The 17,742-nt window shown below is 61.8% G+C and carries 15 protein-coding genes; 14 read left to right on the top strand and 1 reads right to left on the bottom strand.

Translation table 11 applies throughout. The features are described 5' to 3' along the window. The first annotated feature begins 142 nt into the window (after window positions 1-142). The 11 genes from sdhC to N7422_RS00025 all read left to right on the top strand — a co-directional run bounded on the left by sdhC (window position 143) and on the right by N7422_RS00025 (window position 14,285). Window positions 143-529 carry a succinate dehydrogenase, cytochrome b556 subunit gene (sdhC, locus tag N7422_RS00075; RefSeq protein ID WP_011534755.1) on the top strand — a complete coding sequence of 129 codons (387 nt, stop codon included), beginning with the start codon at window positions 143-145 and terminating at the stop codon, window positions 527-529. After that, a complete protein-coding gene (gene sdhD, locus N7422_RS00070) occupies window positions 523-891 on the top strand; it encodes a succinate dehydrogenase, hydrophobic membrane anchor protein (RefSeq protein WP_028690455.1) in 369 nt (122 codons plus the stop codon). Before sdhC ends, sdhD begins: the two co-directional genes overlap by 7 nt. Before the next feature lie 3 nt (window positions 892-894). Beyond that, window positions 895-2,667 carry a succinate dehydrogenase flavoprotein subunit gene (gene sdhA, locus N7422_RS00065; RefSeq protein WP_279804503.1) on the top strand — a complete coding sequence of 591 codons (1,773 nt, stop codon included), beginning with the start codon at window positions 895-897 and terminating at the stop codon, window positions 2,665-2,667. Between the two features lie 11 nt (window positions 2,668-2,678). Next, entirely contained in the window at window positions 2,679-3,383 is a 705-nt protein-coding gene (locus N7422_RS00060) for a succinate dehydrogenase iron-sulfur subunit (RefSeq protein WP_011534752.1), read from the top strand. Window positions 3,384-3,626: 243 nt separating this feature from the next. Then, window positions 3,627-6,458 carry a 2-oxoglutarate dehydrogenase E1 component gene (locus N7422_RS00055; RefSeq protein ID WP_279804502.1) on the top strand — a complete coding sequence of 944 codons (2,832 nt, stop codon included), beginning with the start codon at window positions 3,627-3,629 and terminating at the stop codon, window positions 6,456-6,458. Window positions 6,459-6,500: 42 nt separating this feature from the next. Then, complete coding sequence (odhB, locus tag N7422_RS00050; RefSeq protein WP_279804501.1) at window positions 6,501-7,721, top strand: 2-oxoglutarate dehydrogenase complex dihydrolipoyllysine-residue succinyltransferase; 1,221 nt, start codon at window positions 6,501-6,503, stop codon at window positions 7,719-7,721. Between the two features lie 92 nt (window positions 7,722-7,813). Next, entirely contained in the window at window positions 7,814-9,250 is a 1,437-nt protein-coding gene (lpdA, locus tag N7422_RS00045; RefSeq protein WP_279804500.1) for a dihydrolipoyl dehydrogenase, read from the top strand. A gap of 172 nt (window positions 9,251-9,422) precedes the next feature. After that, entirely contained in the window at window positions 9,423-10,589 is a 1,167-nt protein-coding gene (gene sucC / locus N7422_RS00040) for an ADP-forming succinate--CoA ligase subunit beta (RefSeq protein ID WP_194790987.1), read from the top strand. Then, window positions 10,589-11,473 (top strand): succinate--CoA ligase subunit alpha, encoded by an 885-nt coding sequence (sucD, locus tag N7422_RS00035; RefSeq protein WP_004376004.1) that lies wholly within the window; start codon window positions 10,589-10,591, stop codon window positions 11,471-11,473. Before sucC ends, sucD begins: the two co-directional genes overlap by 1 nt. Before the next feature lie 502 nt (window positions 11,474-11,975). Further along, window positions 11,976-13,289, top strand: a complete 1,314-nt coding sequence (gene brnQ, locus N7422_RS00030) for a branched-chain amino acid transport system II carrier protein (RefSeq protein WP_279804499.1) — start codon at window positions 11,976-11,978, stop codon at window positions 13,287-13,289. Window positions 13,290-13,535: 246 nt separating this feature from the next. After that, entirely contained in the window at window positions 13,536-14,285 is a 750-nt protein-coding gene (locus N7422_RS00025) for a DUF599 family protein (RefSeq protein WP_279804498.1), read from the top strand. Between the two features lie 68 nt (window positions 14,286-14,353). Here the strand turns inward: N7422_RS00025 and N7422_RS00020 are convergent, their stop codons facing one another. Next, the gene (locus N7422_RS00020) at window positions 14,354-14,629 is read right to left on the bottom strand and encodes a hypothetical protein (protein WP_279804497.1); all 276 of its coding nucleotides are present in this window, start codon (window positions 14,627-14,629) and stop codon (window positions 14,354-14,356) included. 137 nt (window positions 14,630-14,766) lie between these two features. Here N7422_RS00020 and N7422_RS00015 point away from each other — a divergent pair, with 137 nt between their 5' ends. The 3 genes from N7422_RS00015 to htpG all read left to right on the top strand — a co-directional run bounded on the left by N7422_RS00015 (window position 14,767) and on the right by htpG (window position 17,699). Continuing rightward, window positions 14,767-15,243: a PaaI family thioesterase gene (locus tag N7422_RS00015; protein WP_279804496.1), complete on the top strand. Its 477-nt coding sequence runs from the start codon at window positions 14,767-14,769 to the stop codon at window positions 15,241-15,243. Next, entirely contained in the window at window positions 15,240-15,698 is a 459-nt protein-coding gene (locus tag N7422_RS00010) for a PaaI family thioesterase (RefSeq protein ID WP_279804495.1), read from the top strand. Before N7422_RS00015 ends, N7422_RS00010 begins: the two co-directional genes overlap by 4 nt. Before the next feature lie 93 nt (window positions 15,699-15,791). Then, entirely contained in the window at window positions 15,792-17,699 is a 1,908-nt protein-coding gene (htpG, locus tag N7422_RS00005) for a molecular chaperone HtpG (protein WP_279804494.1), read from the top strand. Window positions 17,700-17,742: the final 43 nt, after the last annotated feature.

Raw genomic sequence — 17,742 nt, 5'->3', positions numbered from 1 at the left:
CAGCCTAACTGTCTATACTCGGCAGCCGACTCCCAGGGGCTTTCCGGCCCGTCCTGCTGGGTGTCGTCGCTCTCCTGGGTGGTGGGTACCTGACCAGTACACTTACCAACAACTTTGCCCTGTTAGCTAGGGGCTCTTCAGTGTGAAAAAAGCCGTGAAAAGCCAACGACCTGTAAACCTAGACCTAAGGACCATCAAACTCCCGATCACCGCGTACACGTCCATTCTTCACCGTATCTCCGGCGTCATCCTGTTCCTCGGCCTTGCCATCATGCTGTATGCACTGGGCAAGTCGCTGGGTTCCGAGGAAGGCTTTGCCGAGGTGAAGGCGTGTCTGACCAGTCCGCTGGCCAAACTGGTGACCTGGGGCCTGCTGTCCGGCCTGCTGTATCACCTCGTGGCAGGTGTGCGCCACCTGATCATGGACATGGGCATCGGTGAGACGCTGGAAGGCGGCAAGCTGGGCTCGAAAATCGTGATCGTCATCTCCGTGGTGTTGATCGTTCTGGCAGGAGTTTGGGTATGGTAACTAACGTCACGAACCTGTCGCGTTCGGGCCTCTACGACTGGATGGCGCAGCGCGTCTCGGCGGTCGTTCTCGCGGCTTACTTCATCTTCCTGATCGGCTACCTCGCCGCCCATCCGGGTATCGACTACGCCCAGTGGCACGCTCTGTTCTCCAACAACGCGATGCGCATCTTCAGTCTGCTGGCCCTCGTTGCCCTGGGCGCCCACGCCTGGGTCGGCATGTGGACCATTGCCACCGACTACCTGACGCCGATGTCGTTCGGCAAGTCGGCGACTGCGATTCGTTTCCTGTTCCAGGCTGTATGCGGCGTAGCGATGTTCGCGTACTTCGTCTGGGGTGTGCAGATTCTCTGGGGTATCTGATTCATGGCTAACATTCCAACGATTTCCTTCGACGCCATCATCATCGGTGGCGGCGGCGCGGGCATGCGCGCAGCACTGCAACTGGCTCAAGGCGGCCACAAGACCGCCGTAGTCACCAAGGTGTTCCCGACCCGTTCGCACACCGTTTCCGCCCAGGGCGGCATCACCTGCGCCATCGCTTCGGCCGACCCGAACGACGACTGGCGCTGGCACATGTACGACACCGTCAAGGGTTCCGACTACATCGGTGACCAGGACGCGATCGAGTACATGTGTCAGGAAGGCCCGGCCGCGGTCTTCGAGCTGGACCACATGGGCCTGCCGTTCTCCCGTACCGAAACCGGCCGCATCTACCAGCGTCCGTTCGGTGGCCAGTCCAAGGACTTCGGCAAGGGTGGCCAGGCTGCCCGTACCTGTGCAGCTTCCGACCGTACCGGTCACGCGCTGCTGCACACCCTGTACCAGGGCAACCTGAAGGCAGGCACCACCTTCCTCAACGAGTACTACGCCGTTGACCTGGTGAAGAACCAGGACGGCGCGTTCGTCGGTGTGATCGCGATCTGCATCGAAACCGGCGAAACCATGTACATCAAGTCCAAGGCCACCGTTCTGGCTACCGGCGGTGCGGGCCGTATCTACGCCTCCACCACCAATGCCCTGATCAATACCGGCGACGGTATCGGCATGGCCCTGCGTGCCGGTGTACCGGTGCAGGACATCGAGATGTGGCAGTTCCACCCGACCGGTATCGCCGGCGCCGGTGTACTGGTAACCGAAGGTTGCCGTGGTGAGGGTGGCTACCTGATCAACGCCCACGGTGAGCGCTTCATGGAGCGTTACGCGCCGAACGCGAAGGACCTGGCCGGTCGCGACGTGGTCGCCCGCTCGATGGTCAAAGAGATCATCGCCGGCAACGGCGTGGGTCCGAACAAGGACCACGTACTGCTGAAGCTGGACCATCTGGGCGAGGAAGTGCTGCACAGCCGCCTGCCAGGTATCTGCGAGCTGTCCAAGACCTTCGCCCACGTCGACCCTGTGGTCGCGCCGGTACCGGTCGTGCCGACCTGCCACTACATGATGGGCGGCGTTGCCACCAACATTCATGGCCAGGCCATCACCATGGACGCCGACGGCAAGGATCACATCATTCCTGGCCTGTTCGCGGTCGGTGAAGTGGCGTGCGTATCGGTTCACGGTGCCAACCGCCTGGGCGGCAATTCGCTGCTCGACCTGGTGGTGTTCGGTCGTGCGGCCGGCCTGCACCTGGAGAAGGCCCTGAGCGACGGCGTCGAATACCGCGATGCCAGCGACACCGACGTGGATGTCGCCCTCAATCGCCTGAACAAGCTCAACGAGCGCACCACCGGTGAAGACGTTGCAAGCCTCAAGCGCGAGCTGCAGAACTGCATGCAGAACTATTTCGGTGTATTCCGTACCGGTGAATACATGCAGAAGGGTATCGAGCAGCTGGCTGGCCTGCGTGACCGCATCGCCAACGTCAAGATCAACGACAAGTCCCAGGCCTTCAACACCGCGCGTATCGAAGCGCTGGAGCTGCAGAACCTGCTGGAAGTCGCCGAAGCTACCGCCATCGCCGCCGAAGCCCGTAAAGAGTCCCGCGGCGCTCATGCCCGTGAAGACTTCGAAGACCGTGACGACGAGAACTGGCTGTGCCACACCCTGTACTACCCGGGTGAGAAGCGCGTCGCCAAGCGTGGCGTCAACTTTGCGCCGAAGACAGTTCCTGCCTTCGAACCAAAAGTCCGGACTTACTAAGGGTGGCCGCTATGTTGCAAGTCGAAGTTTATCGTTACAACCCGGACACCGATTCGGCGCCCAAGATGCAGACCTTCCAGGTCGACACCGGCGGCAAGGATCTGATGGTCCTGGACGTGCTGGCGCTGATCAAGGAGCAGGACGAGGGCTTCTCGTACCGTCGCTCCTGCCGTGAAGGTGTCTGCGGTTCCGACGGCATGAACATCAACGGCAAGAACGGCCTGGCGTGCATCACGCCGCTGTCTGCTGTCGTAAAAGGTAACAAGTTGATCCTGCGTCCGCTGCCAGGTCTGCCGGTTATCCGTGACCTGGTCGTTGATATGAGCATCTTCTACAAGCAGTACGAGAAGGTGAAGCCGTTCCTGCAGAACGATACGCCGGCTCCGGCCATCGAGCGTCTGCAGTCGCCGGAAGATCGCGACAAGCTGGACGGTCTGTACGAGTGCATCCTGTGCGCTTGCTGCTCGACTTCCTGCCCGTCGTTCTGGTGGAACCCGGACAAGTTCCTGGGCCCCGCCGCGCTGCTGCAGGCCTACCGTTTCCTGGCCGACAGCCGCGACACCAAGACTCAGGAGCGCCTGGCGTCCCTGGATGACCCGTTCAGCGTCTTCCGCTGCCGCGGGATCATGAACTGCGTGAACGTCTGCCCCAAGGGTCTGAACCCGACCAAGGCAATCGGCCACGTGCGTAACATGCTGCTGCAAAGCGGCACCTGATTCAAACGTTGTACCTGCAGTAAGCCGAGGTGCGGGTGTGAGCCCGCACCGAGGTAAAACCCGAGCAAGGGCCCACAAAGCCCGCGCTCATTACCTATGAAGATATGAGACCAGCAGGGGCTTCCGGGCTGGTACCCGGAAAATCAGCAGGATCCAGGTGGCGTGGTTCAGTCGCTGTGTTCGGACTTTTCCAGGTTTGCTGTGGCTCTCGCCGATCAGTCCCCTAACCGAGGGTGACCAAGCATGCAAGAAAGCGTGATGCAGCGCATGTGGGAAAGCGCCCACCTTTCAGGTGGTAACGCTGCATATGTGGAAGAGCTTTATGAGCTCTACCTGCACGACCCTAACGCTGTGCCAGAAGAGTGGCGCACCTACTTCCAGAAGTTGCCCGCCGACGGCAGCACCGCTACCGATGTATCGCACTCGACGATCCGCGACCATTTCGTACTGCTGGCAAAGAACCAGCGCCGCGCCCAACCGGTTTCCGCCGGGAGCGTGAGCAGTGAACACGAGAAGAAGCAGGTTGAAGTGCTGCGACTGATCCAGGCCTATCGTATGCGCGGCCATCAGGCTGCCAAGCTCGACCCGTTGGGGTTGTGGCAGCGCCCTGCGCCCGTAGACCTGTCGATCAATCACTACGGCTTGACCAATGCCGATCTTGATACGACCTTCCGTGCCGGCGACCTGTTCATCGGCAAAGAGGAAGCGAGCCTACGCGAAATCTTCGAAGCGCTGCAGAAGACATATTGTCGCACCATTGGCGCCGAGTTCACCCACATCGTCGATTCCGAGCAGCGCAGCTGGTTCCAGCAGCGCCTGGAAAGCGTGCGTGGCCGTCCGGAATTCTCCGCCGACGTGCAGGCCCACCTGCTCGAGCGCGTCACGGCCGGTGAGGGCCTGGAGAAGTACCTGGGCACCAAGTACCCAGGTACCAAGCGCTTCGGCCTCGAGGGCGGCGAAAGCCTGATCCCGATGCTGGACGAGATGATCCAGCGCTCCGGCTCGTACGGCACCAAGGAAGTCGTGATCGGCATGGCCCACCGTGGCCGCCTGAACGTGCTCGTCAACACCTTCGGCAAGAACCCGCGCGAGCTGTTCGACGAGTTCGAAGGCAAGAAGATGAACGAGCTGGGCTCCGGTGACGTGAAGTATCACCAGGGCTTCTCTTCCAACGTGATGACCCCCGGTGGCGAAGTCCACCTGGCCATGGCGTTCAACCCCTCCCACCTGGAAATCGTCTCGCCAGTGGTGGAAGGTTCGGTTCGCGCCCGCCAGGATCGCCGCAACGACACCGTTGGCGACAAGGTTCTGCCGATCTCCATCCATGGTGACGCTGCGTTCGCCGGCCAGGGTGTGGTCATGGAAACCTTCCAGATGTCGCAGACCCGCGGTTTCAAGACCGGCGGCACCGTGCACATCGTGATCAACAACCAGGTTGGCTTCACCATCAGCAACCCGCTGGACTCGCGTTCCACCGAGTACGCCACCGACGTTGCCAAGATGATCCAGGCGCCGATCCTGCACGTGAACGGCGACGATCCGGAAGCGGTGATGTTCGTCACCCAGCTGGCCATCGACTACCGCATGCAGTTCAAGCGTGACGTGGTCATCGACCTGGTCTGCTACCGTCGTCGCGGCCACAACGAGGCCGACGAGCCGAACGGCACCCAGCCGCTGATGTACCAGCAGATCAGCAAGCAGCGCACCACTCGTGAGCTGTACGCTGAGCAACTGATCAGCGCCGGTCGCATCGACGCCGAACGCGCCCAGGCCAAGATCGACGAATACCGCAACGCCCTGGACAATGGCCTGCACGTGGTCAAGAGCCTGGTCAAGGAGCCGAACCGCGAGTTGTTCGTCGACTGGCGCCCCTACCTGGGCCATGCCTGGACCGCGCGTCACGACACCCGCTTCGACCTCAAGACCCTGCAGGAGCTGTCGGCCAAGCTGCTCGAGCTGCCTGAAGGTTTCGTTGTTCAGCGCCAGGTGGCGAAGATCTACGAAGATCGCCAGAAGATGCAGGCCGGTGGCTTGCCGATCAACTGGGGTTATGCAGAGACCATGGCCTACGCCACCCTGCAGTTCGAAGGTCACCCGATCCGCATGACCGGCCAGGACATCGGCCGTGGCACCTTCTCGCACCGCCATGCGGTGTTGCACAACCAGAAGGACGCCAGCACCTACGTACCGCTGCAGAACCTGTTCCCGGGCCAGCCGCGCTTCGACCTGTACGACTCCTTCCTGTCGGAAGAAGCGGTACTGGCCTTCGAATACGGCTACTCGACCACCACGCCGAACGCGCTGGTGATCTGGGAAGCCCAGTTCGGCGACTTCGCCAACGGTGCGCAAGTGGTGATCGACCAGTTCATCACCAGCGGCGAGCACAAGTGGGGCCGCCTGTGCGGTCTGACCATGCTGCTGCCACACGGCTATGAAGGGCAGGGGCCGGAGCACTCCTCCGCGCGCCTGGAGCGTTACCTGCAGCTGTGCGCCGAGCACAACATCCAGGTCTGCGTACCGACCACCCCGGCACAGATCTACCACCTGCTGCGTCGCCAGGTCATCCGCCCGCTGCGCAAGCCGCTGGTGGTCCTGACGCCGAAGTCGCTGCTGCGCCACAAACTGGCCATCTCGACTCTGGAAGACCTGGCAGAAGGTTCGTTCCAGACCGTGATCCCGGAAATCGACGCAATCGATCCGGCCAAGGTCGAGCGCCTGGTGCTGTGCAGCGGCAAGGTCTACTACGACCTGCTGGAAAAACGCCGTGCCGAAGGCCGCGAAGACATCGCCATCCTGCGTCTCGAGCAGCTGTACCCGTTCCCGGAGGACGACCTGGTCGAAATCCTCGCGCAGTACAGCAACCTCAAGCATGCCGTATGGTGCCAGGAAGAGCCGATGAACCAGGGCGCCTGGTACAGCAGCCAGCATCACATGCGCCGTATCCTGGGCCGCCACAACAAGGCACTGGTCCTGGAATACGCCGGCCGCGACGCCTCCGCCGCGCCAGCCTGTGGTTACGCATCGAAGCACGCCGAACAGCAGGAAAAACTGCTGCAAGACGCCTTCACTGTCTAACGCCTTCGCGCACCTGAAACCGAATTTAAGGAAACACTGATAATGGCTATCGAGATCAAAGCCCCAACCTTCCCGGAATCGGTTGCCGATGGCACCGTTGCCACCTGGCACAAGCAGCCGGGCGATGCCGTCAAGCGTGACGAGCTGATCGTCGACATCGAGACCGACAAGGTCGTCCTGGAAGTTCTGGCCACCGCCGACGGCGTGCTGGGCGCCATCGTCAAGGGTGAGGGCGACACCGTCCTGTCCGACGAAGTACTGGGCTCGATCGTTGAAGGTGGCGCCGCCGCAGCCCCGGCTGCCGCTGCTGCTCCGGCCGCAGCACCTGCTGCCGCCGGTACCGATGCAGGCGAAGACGACCCGGTCGCCGCTCCAGCCGCGCGCAAGCTGGCTGAAGAGAACGGCATCGACCTGGCCACCGTTGCCGGCACCGGCAAGGGCGGTCGCGTCACCAAGGAAGACGTTGTCGCCGCAGTCGCCAACAAGAAGTCCACGCCTGCCGCCGCTCCTGCCGCCAAGCCTGCCGCCGCCGCTGCTCCAGTGGTTGTCGCCGCTGGCGACCGCACCGAGAAGCGCGTGCCGATGACCCGCCTGCGCGCCAAGATCGCCGAGCGTCTGGTCGAAGCGCAGTCGAGCATGGCCATGCTGACCACCTTCAACGAAGTCGACATGACCGAAGTCATGGCCCTGCGTTCGAAGTACAAGGACCTGTTCGAGAAGACTCACAACGGCGTGCGTCTGGGCTTCATGTCGTTCTTCGTCAAGGCGGCCACCGAGGCGCTGAAGCGCTTCCCAGCGGTCAACGCTTCGATCGACGGCAACGACATCGTCTACCACGGCTATGCCGACGTCGGCGTCGCTGTTTCCAGCGACCGTGGCCTGGTGGTTCCGGTCCTGCGCAACGCCGAGTCGATGAGCCTGGCCGAAATCGAGAACGGCATCGCCACCTTCGGCAAGAAGGCCCGTGACGGCAAGCTGGCTATCGAAGAGATGACCGGCGGTACCTTCACCATCACCAACGGTGGTACCTTCGGCTCGATGATGTCGACCCCGATCGTCAACCCGCCGCAGGCCGCGATCCTGGGCATGCACAACATCATCCAGCGTCCGATGGCCATCAACGGCCAGGTCGTGATCCGTCCGATGATGTACCTGGCGCTGTCCTACGACCACCGCCTGATCGACGGCAAGGAAGCGGTAACCTTCCTGGTGACCATCAAGAACCTGCTGGAAGATCCGTCTCGCCTGCTGCTGGACATCTAATCAACTAGCTGCGCGCCGCCGGCCCCGCTCTTCGCAAGAGGCGGGGGCGTGCGGTACGCGGCCTGTAGCTTGTAGCTGATAAGGAATCTTTTATGACCCAGAAATTCGACGTAGTGGTGATTGGTGCAGGTCCTGGCGGCTATGTTGCCGCCATCAAGGCCGCCCAACTCGGTCTGAAGACTGCCTGTATCGAGAAGTACACCGACGCCGAGGGCAAGCTGGCCCTGGGCGGCACCTGCCTGAACGTGGGCTGCATTCCTTCCAAGGCGCTGCTGGACAGCTCCTGGAAGTACAAGGAAGCCAAAGAGAGCTTCAACGTCCACGGTATCTCCACCGGTGAAGTGAAGATGGACGTCGCCGCGATGGTTGGCCGCAAGGCCGGCATCGTCAAGAACCTGACCGGTGGCGTCGCCACCCTGTTCAAGGCCAACGGCGTCACTTCGATCCAGGGCCACGGCAAGCTGCTGGCCGGCAAGAAAGTCGAAGTCACCAAGGCTGACGGCACCACCGAGATCATCGAAGCCGAGAACGTGATCCTGGCCTCCGGCTCGCGTCCGATCGACATTCCGCCGGCCCCGGTCGACCAGAACGTCATCGTCGACTCCACCGGCGCCCTGGAATTCCAATCGGTTCCCAAGCGCCTGGGCGTCATCGGCGCTGGCGTGATCGGCCTGGAGCTGGGTTCGGTGTGGGCTCGCCTGGGTGCCGAAGTCACCGTCCTGGAAGCTCTGGACACCTTCCTGATGGCTGCCGACGCCGCCGTGTCGAAAGAAGCCCAGAAGACCCTGACCAAGCAAGGCCTGGACATCAAGCTGGGCGCGCGCGTCACCGGCTCGAAGGTCAACGGCAATGAAGTCGAAGTCACCTACACCAACGCCGAAGGCGAGCAGAAGATCACCTTCGACAAGCTGATCGTCGCGGTCGGCCGTCGTCCGGTGACCACCGATCTGCTGGCCGCCGACAGTGGCGTGACCATCGACGAGCGTGGCTACATCTACGTCGACGACCACTGCGCCACCAGCGTTCCGGGCGTCTATGCCATCGGTGACGTGGTGCGTGGCCTGATGCTGGCGCACAAGGCCTCGGAAGAGGGCATCATGGTCGTCGAGCGCATCAAGGGCCACAAGGCCCAGATGAACTACGACCTGATCCCTTCGGTCATCTACACCCACCCGGAAATCGCGTGGGTCGGCAAGACCGAACAGGCGTTGAAAGCCGAAGGCGTTGAGGTTAACGTGGGCACCTTCCCGTTCGCGGCCAGCGGCCGTGCGATGGCGGCCAACGATACCGGTGGTTTCGTCAAGGTCATCGCCGACGCCAAGACCGACCGCGTACTGGGTGTGCACGTGATCGGCCCGTCGGCTGCCGAGCTGGTGCAGCAGGGCGCGATCGCGATGGAATTCGGCACCAGTGCCGAGGATCTGGGCATGATGGTCTTCAGCCATCCGACCCTGTCCGAAGCGCTGCATGAAGCAGCGCTGGCCGTGAATGGCGGCGCCATTCACGTGGCCAACCGTAAGAAGCGTTAATTATAAGAAACCACGGCGGGCTGCCCGTCGTGGGTCTTGCGTGCAAGACTCACCGCGGAACGTCCGCCGGACCGGATCACACGGGAAAACCCGGGGTCAACGGTCACAGGTGGTGCGGCGCCAGTAATGGCGCAGCGCCGAAGCGCAGTACCTAACGAAGACGGTAAAAAGCATGAATCTTCACGAGTATCAGGGTAAGCAGCTGTTCGCTGAATACGGCCTGCCAGTTTCCAAGGGTTTCGCTGTCGATACCCCTGAGCAAGCTGCTGAAGCCTGCGAAAAGATCGGCGGTTCCGAGTGGGTTGTTAAGGCCCAGGTTCACGCCGGTGGTCGCGGCAAGGCCGGTGGCGTCAAGCTGGTTCGCAGCAAGGAAGACGCCAAGGCGTTCGCTGCACAGTGGCTGGGCAAGAACCTGGTCACCTACCAGACCGACGCCAATGGTCAGCCAGTTTCCAAGATCCTGGTCGAATCCTGCACTGACATCGCCAAAGAGCTGTACCTGGGCGCTGTAGTCGATCGTTCGAGCCGCCGCATCGTGTTCATGGCCTCCACCGAAGGTGGCGTGGACATCGAGAAGGTCGCTCACGAAACTCCCGAGAAGATCCTCAAGGCCACCATCGATCCGCTGGTCGGCGCTCAGCCGTTCCAGGGTCGTGAACTGGCGTTCCAGCTGGGTCTGGAAGGCAAGCAGGTACAACAGTTCGCCAAGATCTTCGTAGGCCTGGCCAAGCTGTTCAAGGATCACGATCTGGCCCTGCTGGAAGTGAACCCGCTGGTGATCAAGGCCGATGGCGATCTGCACTGCCTCGATGCCAAGATCAACATCGACGCCAACGCCATGTACCGTCAGCCGAAGCTGAAGACCTTCCACGACCCGTCGCAGGACGACGCCCGTGAAGCCCACGCCGCCAAGTTCGAACTGAACTACGTCGCCCTCGAAGGCAACATCGGCTGCATGGTCAACGGTGCCGGCCTGGCCATGGGTACCATGGACATCGTCAACCTGCACGGCGGCAAGCCAGCCAACTTCCTCGACGTTGGCGGCGGCGCTACCAAAGAGCGCGTTACCGAAGCGTTCAAGATCATTCTGTCCGACAGCAATGTCGCGGCCGTTCTGGTCAACATCTTCGGCGGCATCGTTCGCTGCGACATGATTGCCGAAGGCATCATCGGCGCGGTGAAAGAAGTCGGCGTCAAGGTTCCGGTCGTCGTTCGCCTCGAAGGCAACAACGCCGAACTGGGCGCTAAAGTACTGGCAGAAAGCGGTTTGAACATCATTGCGGCAACCAGCCTGACCGACGCTGCTCAACAAGTTGTCAAAGCTGCGGAGGGCAAGTAATGAGCGTCCTGATCAATAAAGACACCAAGGTCATCTGCCAGGGCTTCACCGGCTCGCAGGGTACTTTCCACTCCGAACAGGCTATCGCCTACGGCACCAAGATGGTCGGTGGCGTCACCCCGGGCAAGGGTGGCACCACCCACCTGGGCCTGCCGGTGTTCAACACCGTGAAAGAAGCTGTAGAAGCCACCGGCGCCGACGCGTCGGTGATCTACGTACCGGCTCCTTTCTGCAAGGACTCCATCCTGGAAGCCGCCTTCGGTGGCATCAAGCTGATCGTCTGCATCACCGAGGGTATTCCTACCCTCGACATGCTGGACGCCAAGGTCAAGTGCGACGAGCTGGGCGTGACCCTGATCGGCCCTAACTGCCCAGGTGTCATCACCCCGGGCGAGTGCAAGATCGGCATCATGCCAGGCCACATCCACCTGCCAGGCAAGGTCGGTATCGTTTCGCGTTCCGGCACCCTGACCTACGAAGCTGTCAAGCAGACCACCGACGCCGGCTTCGGCCAGTCGACCTGCGTCGGCATCGGCGGTGACCCGATTCCGGGCTCCAACTTCATCGACATCCTGAAGCTGTTCCAGGAAGACCCGAAGACCGAAGCGATCGTCATGATCGGTGAGATCGGCGGTTCCGCTGAAGAAGAAGCCGCGGCCTACATCAAGGCCAACGTGACCAAGCCTGTCGTTTCCTACATCGCCGGTGTTACCGCACCTGCGGGCAAGCGCATGGGCCACGCTGGCGCCATCATCTCTGGTGGCAAGGGCACTGCGGACGAGAAGTTCGCCGCCCTGCAGGACGCCGGTGTGAAAACCGTGCGTTCCCTGGCTGACATCGGCAAGGCCTTGGCCGAGCTGACTGGCTGGGAAGTCAAGAAGTAAGTAACACGCAGTACCCCCCACGCGCACAGAGGCCACCTTCGGGTGGCCTTTGTCGTTTTTCTTGGCGATCGGCGATCACGCTTTTTGTGGGAGCGGCCTTGTGTCGCGAAAGGGCCGCAGAGCCGCCCCCGGGTTCTAGCGTCGATGCAAACTACCGCTGGGGCCGCTACGCGGCCCTTTCGCGACACAAGGCCGCTCCCACACCTAGGAAAACTCGATCCTTTCAATCAGGAATTTCAACCAGACATCTACCCAAATGAGCAATAAATTGTCGCCTAACACGTTCAACCAGACGACAAACACATACGCACATCGGACAAGCAGCACTGTGCCAGTGCGTTTGTCAGGCAAAACAGGTACCCTACGCGTTCACTCTGTGCCCGTACCCCAAAAGGGAACGACACGCTAAACGGGTCTGGCTCACCAAGCCGGGCAGCATTTCCCTTCATCCTGTGGGAAATCCCCTCCGACTCCCGATTTCAGCAGTGTGGTACTTCCTTAAATGAAAGTGTTAAAAGGCCAGGATATCCTGGCACTTGGCTTTATGACGTTCGCGCTGTTCGTCGGCGCCGGCAATATCATCTTCCCGCCCATCGTCGGCCTGCAGTCCGGTCCGCACGTGTGGATGGCTGCGCTTGGCTTTCTGGTCACCGCCGTGGGCCTGCCGGTCATCACCGTGGTCGCCCTGGCCAAGGTCGGTGGCGGCATGGACGCCCTGAGCAGCCCGATCGGCAAGTTCTTCGGTGGCCTGCTGGCGGCTGTGTGCTACCTCTCGGTCGGCCCGCTGTTCGCGACCCCCCGCACCGCGACCGTCTCGTTCGAAGTGGGCGTGGCGCCGCTGACCGGCGAGAGTCCGCTGGCGCTGTTTATCTACAGCCTGGTGTACTTCCTGGTGGTGCTGGCGGTGTCGATGTATCCGGGCAAGCTGCTCGATACCGTCGGCCGCTTCCTCGCCCCGTTGAAGATCATCGCCTTGGCCGTGCTCGGTATCGCCGCCTTCGCGCTGCCCGCCGGCACCATCGGCGAAGCCCAGCCGCAGTATGTCGCCGCGCCGTTCTCGCAAGGCTTCATCAATGGCTACCTGACCATGGACACCCTGGGTGCGCTGGTCTTCGGCATCGTCATCGTCAACGCCATCCGTTCGCGTGGCGTGGATTCGCCGAAGCTGATCACCCGCTACGCCATCATCGCCGGCCTGATCGCTGGTGTCGGCCTGGCCCTGGTGTACATCAGCCTGTTCCGCCTGGGTGCCGGCAGCCATGACATCGCCATGGGCGCGACCAACGGTGCCGCCGTTCTGCACGCCTACGTGCAGCACACCTTCGGTTCGCTGGGCAGCGGCTTCCTCGCCGTGCTGATCGCCCTGGCGTGCCTGGTGACCGCAGTCGGCCTGACCTGCGCCTGCGCCGAGTACTTCAGCCAGATCCTGCCGCTGTCGTATCGCGCTCTGGTGGTGATCCTGGCCGGCTTCTCGCTGCTGATTTCCAACCTGGGCCTGACCAAGCTGATCATGTTCTCGATCCCGGTGCTGACGGCCATCTACCCGCCGTGCATCGTGGTGGTGGGCCTGAGCTTCGTCAAAGAGCTGTGGAACTCGCCTGTGCGTATCCTGGCGCCGGTCATGCTGGTGTCGCTGCTGTTCGGTGTCGTCGACGCGATCAAAGGCAGCAGCCTCGCGCACATGCTGCCGGATGCCATGGCCCATCTGCCGCTGAGCGAGCAGGGCATGGCCTGGCTGGTGCCTTCGGTCATCACCCTGGGCGTGGCGGTGGTCTGCGACCGCATGCTGGGCAAGCCGCGCGAGGCGCTGGCCTGATGGATTGAAACCCGAGGGCAGGCGCTGGCCACAAGCCGAATGGCCCCGCCGACGGTGGAGACCAGAACCCCGCTTCCTGTGAAGGAGCGGGGTTTTTTATTGCCTGTTCGGGCCTCTTCGCGGGCTTGCCCGCGAAGAGGCCCGCATGAGCGATGCAGATGCAGGAAATAAACTGTGCCTTTTGCTGCCCGGCAACGTCGAATCGCGGTTGAGATTCCTTATGCATCTGGCCTTCTGGAACCCTGCATGAACTTTATCCTGAGCAACCTTCCCAACCTGCTGGCCGCCTGCTGGTTCGCCATCTGCTGGGGCGGCTACACCCGCTACGCGATCTGGAAAGGCCGCGACACCGCCTGCCTGGCCAGCGTGCTGCATCTGTACCGCGAAGACTGGATGCGCCGCATGCTGCTGCGCGACAATCGCATCGCCGACGCCAGCGTGATCGGTAACCTGGAGCGCAACGCCTCGTTCTTCGCCTCCAGCACCCTGATCATCCTCGCCGGCATCCTCACCGTGCTCGGCGCATCCGACCGTGCCCTGTCGCTGCTGGCCGATCTGCCACTGGTGCAGCAAGCCTCGCAGGGCATGTCGGAAATCAAGCTGCTGTGCCTGGCGACGGTGTTCGTCTATGCCTTCTTCACGTTCAGCTGGTGCATGCGCCAGTACAACTTCGCGGCGGTGCTGGTGGGGTCGGCGCCGATGATCGGCGAGCGCCAGGTCAACGAACTGGAGCGCAAGGCGTTTGCTTCCCGCGCGGCGCGCGTACTGTCGCTGGCCGCCAATCAGTTCAACCTTGGATTGCGTTCTTATTATTTTGGTATGGCCATGTTGAGCTGGTTCATCAGCCCCTGGCTGTTCATGGTGATGAGTGTGGGAGTGGTATTCATTCTGTATCGCCGTGAATTCCACTCCCATGTGCTGGAAGTGATGGTGTTCACACCCACCGAAAGTGCGCCACAAGAGGCAGGCAAGGAAACTTCCGCTGTTGTCGGCTGAAGCCTTTCAGCTAATAAACATGCAGACATAAAAAAACCCGACATTGTCGGGTTTTTTTATTCTGCCAATTACTGCTTGGCAGGTTCAGCCGGTGCGGTTTCCGGTGCCGGGGTGGCCGGAGCGGCTTCCTCGGCGGCCTTCTGCTGCGCTTCGGCCTGATCTTTGGCGGCTTCGGCGTTTTCCTTGGCGGCTTCGTTCATCTTATCCTGAGCTTCACCCATCTTTTCCTGGGCTTGCTCGGCATGTTGCTGTGCGTCCTGGGCCTTGTCTTCGCTCGCCTTGTCGCAAGCAGCCAGGCCCATGGCAGCGGCCAGCATCAGAGCAAAAGCAAAAGGTTTACGCATGGGGGTGTCTCTCCTTGGTGGAATAACTTTGCTTGTTCCTTCGAGTTCGCCGGCGGCGAATAAGTTCCACAAAGATTACAGATATATAACTGTCTGGCCTATATAGACTTTTTACCGATTTTATGCAGGGAAGGGCCATGAACGAAACGCCTTTGATCGCGATGGCCGAGCGTTTTCTCTCGGCCCTCAGACATTGCCAGGTCTTGCAGATGCGCGTGCATCATGCCGATACCGATGGCATGACCCTGGTGCTGCCGTGGTCGCCGGCCATTGTCGGTAACCCGCAGACGGGCGCGGTGCATGGTGGGGCGCTGACCACGCTCATGGACACCACCTGCGGCATGGCCACGCTCTGCGCGTTGCCGCGCTTCGAAGTCTGCCCGACCCTGGACCTGCGCATCGACTATATGCACCCGGCCGAGGCGGGCAAGGACATCTATGGTCATGCCCAGTGCTACCGGGTGAGCCGCGATGTGATCTTCACCCGTGGCACCGCCTATCAGGACGACCCCGCGCAACCGATCTGCCAGGTCGTCGGCACCTTCATGCGCCTGGGACAGGACGTCAAAGGTGGTCTTCGCTTCGGCAACAGCCTAAAGGAGATGCGCGAGTGATTCCCGCAGATGTTCGCCGGCAATTGAACCAGGCTCATGCCCAGGGCGACTACCAACCCTTGCTGGCGCTGATTCCCTATGCCGGGCTGATCGGCATCGAGTGCGAGCGCCAGGGCGATGACCTGCTGTTTCGCCTGCCCGCCAGCCCGGACAACATCGGCAACCCATTGCTGCCGGCGATCCACGGCGGGGTGATCGCCGGTTTCATGGAGCTGTCCGCCGCCCTGTACCTGCTGATCTACAGCGAAAGCGCGAGCATCCCGAAGATCATCGACTTCTCCATCGACTACCTGCGCGCCGGGCACTACCGCGACACGTACGCCCAGTGCCAGCTGTGGCGCCAAGGGCGGCGCGTGACCAATGTCGCCATCACCGCCTGGCAGGGCGATCGCGACACGCCGATCGCCACGGCGCGTGCGCATTTCAAGATCGAACCGGAAAAGCCCTTGAAATAGTCAGGGCTGCCCCCATCTGCTGGACATCCGCCATCAAAAGCAGGCCATGCGGCCGCAGGCGCCACCAACCAACAGATTGGAGTTTTGCAGACCATGAGTGTGGAGACTCAAAAAGAAACCCTGGGCTTCCAGACCGAGGTAAAGCAGCTGCTGCACCTCATGATCCATTCCCTGTATTCGAACAAGGAGATCTTCCTGCGCGAGCTGATCTCCAACGCCTCCGACGCCGCCGACAAGCTGCGTTTCGAGGCCCTGGCCAAGCCTGAGCTGCTCGAAGGCGACGCCGAGCTGAAGATCCGCGTGAGCTTCGACAAGGCCGCCAATACCGTGACCCTTGAGGACAACGGCATCGGCATGAGCCGCGAGGATGTCATCGCTCACCTGGGGACCATCGCCAAGTCCGGCACCGCCGACTTCATGAAGAACCTCACCGGCGACCAGAAGAAGGACTCGCACCTGATCGGTCAGTTCGGCGTGGGCTTCTACTCTGCGTTCATCGTCGCCGACAAGGTCGACGTGTTCAGCCGCCGTGCCGGCCTGCCGGCCGCCGAGGGCGTGCACTGGTCGTCCAAGGGCGAGGGCGAGTTCGAAGTTTCGACCATCGACAAGCCGCAGCGCGGCACCCGTATCGTCCTGCACCTTAAGGGCGGCGAGGACGAGTTCGCCGATGGCTGGCGCCTGCGCAACATCGTCAAGAAATACTCCGACCACATCGCCTTGCCGATCGAATTGCCGAAGGAACAGCCCGCGCCAGCCGAAGGCGAGGAGCAGCCGGCCCAGGAGTGGGAGACCGTCAACCGCGCCAGTGCCCTGTGGACCCGTCCGCGCACCGAGGTGAAGGACGAGGAATACCAGGAGTTCTACAAGCACATCGGCCATGACTTCGAGAACCCGCTGGCCTGGAGCCACAACAAGGTCGAAGGCAAGCTGGAGTACAACTCGCTGCTGTACGTGCCGGCCCGCGCACCGTTCGACCTGTACCAGCGCGAAGCGCCGCGCGGCCTGAAACTGTACGTGCAGCGCGTGTTCATCATGGACCAGGCCGAGTCGTTCCTGCCGCTGTACCTGCGTTTCATCAAGGGCGTGGTCGACTCCAACGACCTGTCGCTGAACGTCTCCCGCGAGATCCTGCAGAAAGATCCGATCATCGAGTCGATGAAGACCGCGCTGACCAAGCGTGTGCTGGACATGCTGGAGAAGCTGGCGAAGAACGAACCCGAGCAGTACAAGGGCTTCTGGAAGAATTTCGGGCAGGTGCTGAAAGAAGGCCCGGCCGAGGACTTCGCCAACAAGGAGAAGATCGCAAGCCTGCTGCGCTTTGCCTCCACCCATGACGACAGCGGCGAGCAGAGCGTCGCCCTGGCGGACTACCTGGCCCGCGCCAAGGAAGGTCAGGACAAGATCTACTACCTGACCGGCGAATCCTATGCCCAGGTCAAGAACAGCCCGCACCTGGAAGTCTTCCGCAAGAAAGGCATCGAAGTGCTGCTGCTGACCGACCGCATCGACGAGTGGCTGATGAGCTACCTCAACGAGTTCGATGGCAAGGCCTTCGTCGACGTCGCCCGTGGCGACCTGGACCTGGGCAAGCTGGACTCCGAAGAGGACAAGAAGGCCCAGGAAGAAGTCGCCAAGGACAAAGAGGGCCTGGTCGAGCGCCTGAAAGGTGCGCTGGGTGACAGCGTTGCCGAAGTGCGCGTATCGCACCGCCTGACCGATTCGCCGGCGATCCTGGCCATCGGCGAACAGGACCTGGGCCTGCAGATGCGCCAGATTCTCGAGGCCAGCGGGCAGAAGGTGCCGGAGTCCAAGCCGATCTTCGAGTTCAACCCCACCCACCCGCTGATCGAGAAGCTTGATGGCGAGCAGAGCGAAGACCGCTTCGCCGAGCTGTCGCACATCCTGTTCGACCAGGCGGCCCTGGCGGCGGGTGACAGCCTGAAGGACCCGGCGGCCTACGTGCGTCGCCTAAACAAGCTGCTGGTCGAGCTGTCTGCTTGATCTGACGCAAACAAAGCCCGCTTCGGCGGGCTTTGTCTTTCAG

Origin of the sequence: Pseudomonas sp. GD04091, from assembly GCF_029836165.1 — a bacterium.
Lineage (GTDB): Bacteria > Pseudomonadota > Gammaproteobacteria > Pseudomonadales > Pseudomonadaceae > Aquipseudomonas.
Note: the sequence above shows the minus strand (reverse complement) of the source record. Positions and strands in the feature narration are given on the sequence as shown.

Excerpts from the sequence above, each read along its gene's own strand:
- sdhD (WP_028690455.1), top strand. The coding sequence starts at position 523 with ATGGTAACTAACGTCACGAACCTGTCGCGTTCGGGCCTCTACGACTGG.
- sdhA (WP_279804503.1), top strand. The coding sequence starts at position 895 with ATGGCTAACATTCCAACGATTTCCTTCGACGCCATCATCATCGGTGGC.
- N7422_RS00060 (WP_011534752.1), top strand. The coding sequence starts at position 2,679 with ATGTTGCAAGTCGAAGTTTATCGTTACAACCCGGACACCGATTCGGCG.
- N7422_RS00055 (WP_279804502.1), top strand. The coding sequence starts at position 3,627 with ATGCAAGAAAGCGTGATGCAGCGCATGTGGGAAAGCGCCCACCTTTCA.
- odhB (WP_279804501.1), top strand. The coding sequence starts at position 6,501 with ATGGCTATCGAGATCAAAGCCCCAACCTTCCCGGAATCGGTTGCCGAT.
- lpdA (WP_279804500.1), top strand. The coding sequence starts at position 7,814 with ATGACCCAGAAATTCGACGTAGTGGTGATTGGTGCAGGTCCTGGCGGC.
- sucC (WP_194790987.1), top strand. The coding sequence starts at position 9,423 with ATGAATCTTCACGAGTATCAGGGTAAGCAGCTGTTCGCTGAATACGGC.
- sucD (WP_004376004.1), top strand. The coding sequence starts at position 10,589 with ATGAGCGTCCTGATCAATAAAGACACCAAGGTCATCTGCCAGGGCTTC.
- brnQ (WP_279804499.1), top strand. The coding sequence starts at position 11,976 with ATGAAAGTGTTAAAAGGCCAGGATATCCTGGCACTTGGCTTTATGACG.
- N7422_RS00025 (WP_279804498.1), top strand. The coding sequence starts at position 13,536 with ATGAACTTTATCCTGAGCAACCTTCCCAACCTGCTGGCCGCCTGCTGG.
- N7422_RS00020 (WP_279804497.1), bottom strand. The coding sequence starts at position 14,629 with ATGCGTAAACCTTTTGCTTTTGCTCTGATGCTGGCCGCTGCCATGGGC.
- N7422_RS00015 (WP_279804496.1), top strand. The coding sequence starts at position 14,767 with ATGAACGAAACGCCTTTGATCGCGATGGCCGAGCGTTTTCTCTCGGCC.
- htpG (WP_279804494.1), top strand. The coding sequence starts at position 15,792 with ATGAGTGTGGAGACTCAAAAAGAAACCCTGGGCTTCCAGACCGAGGTA.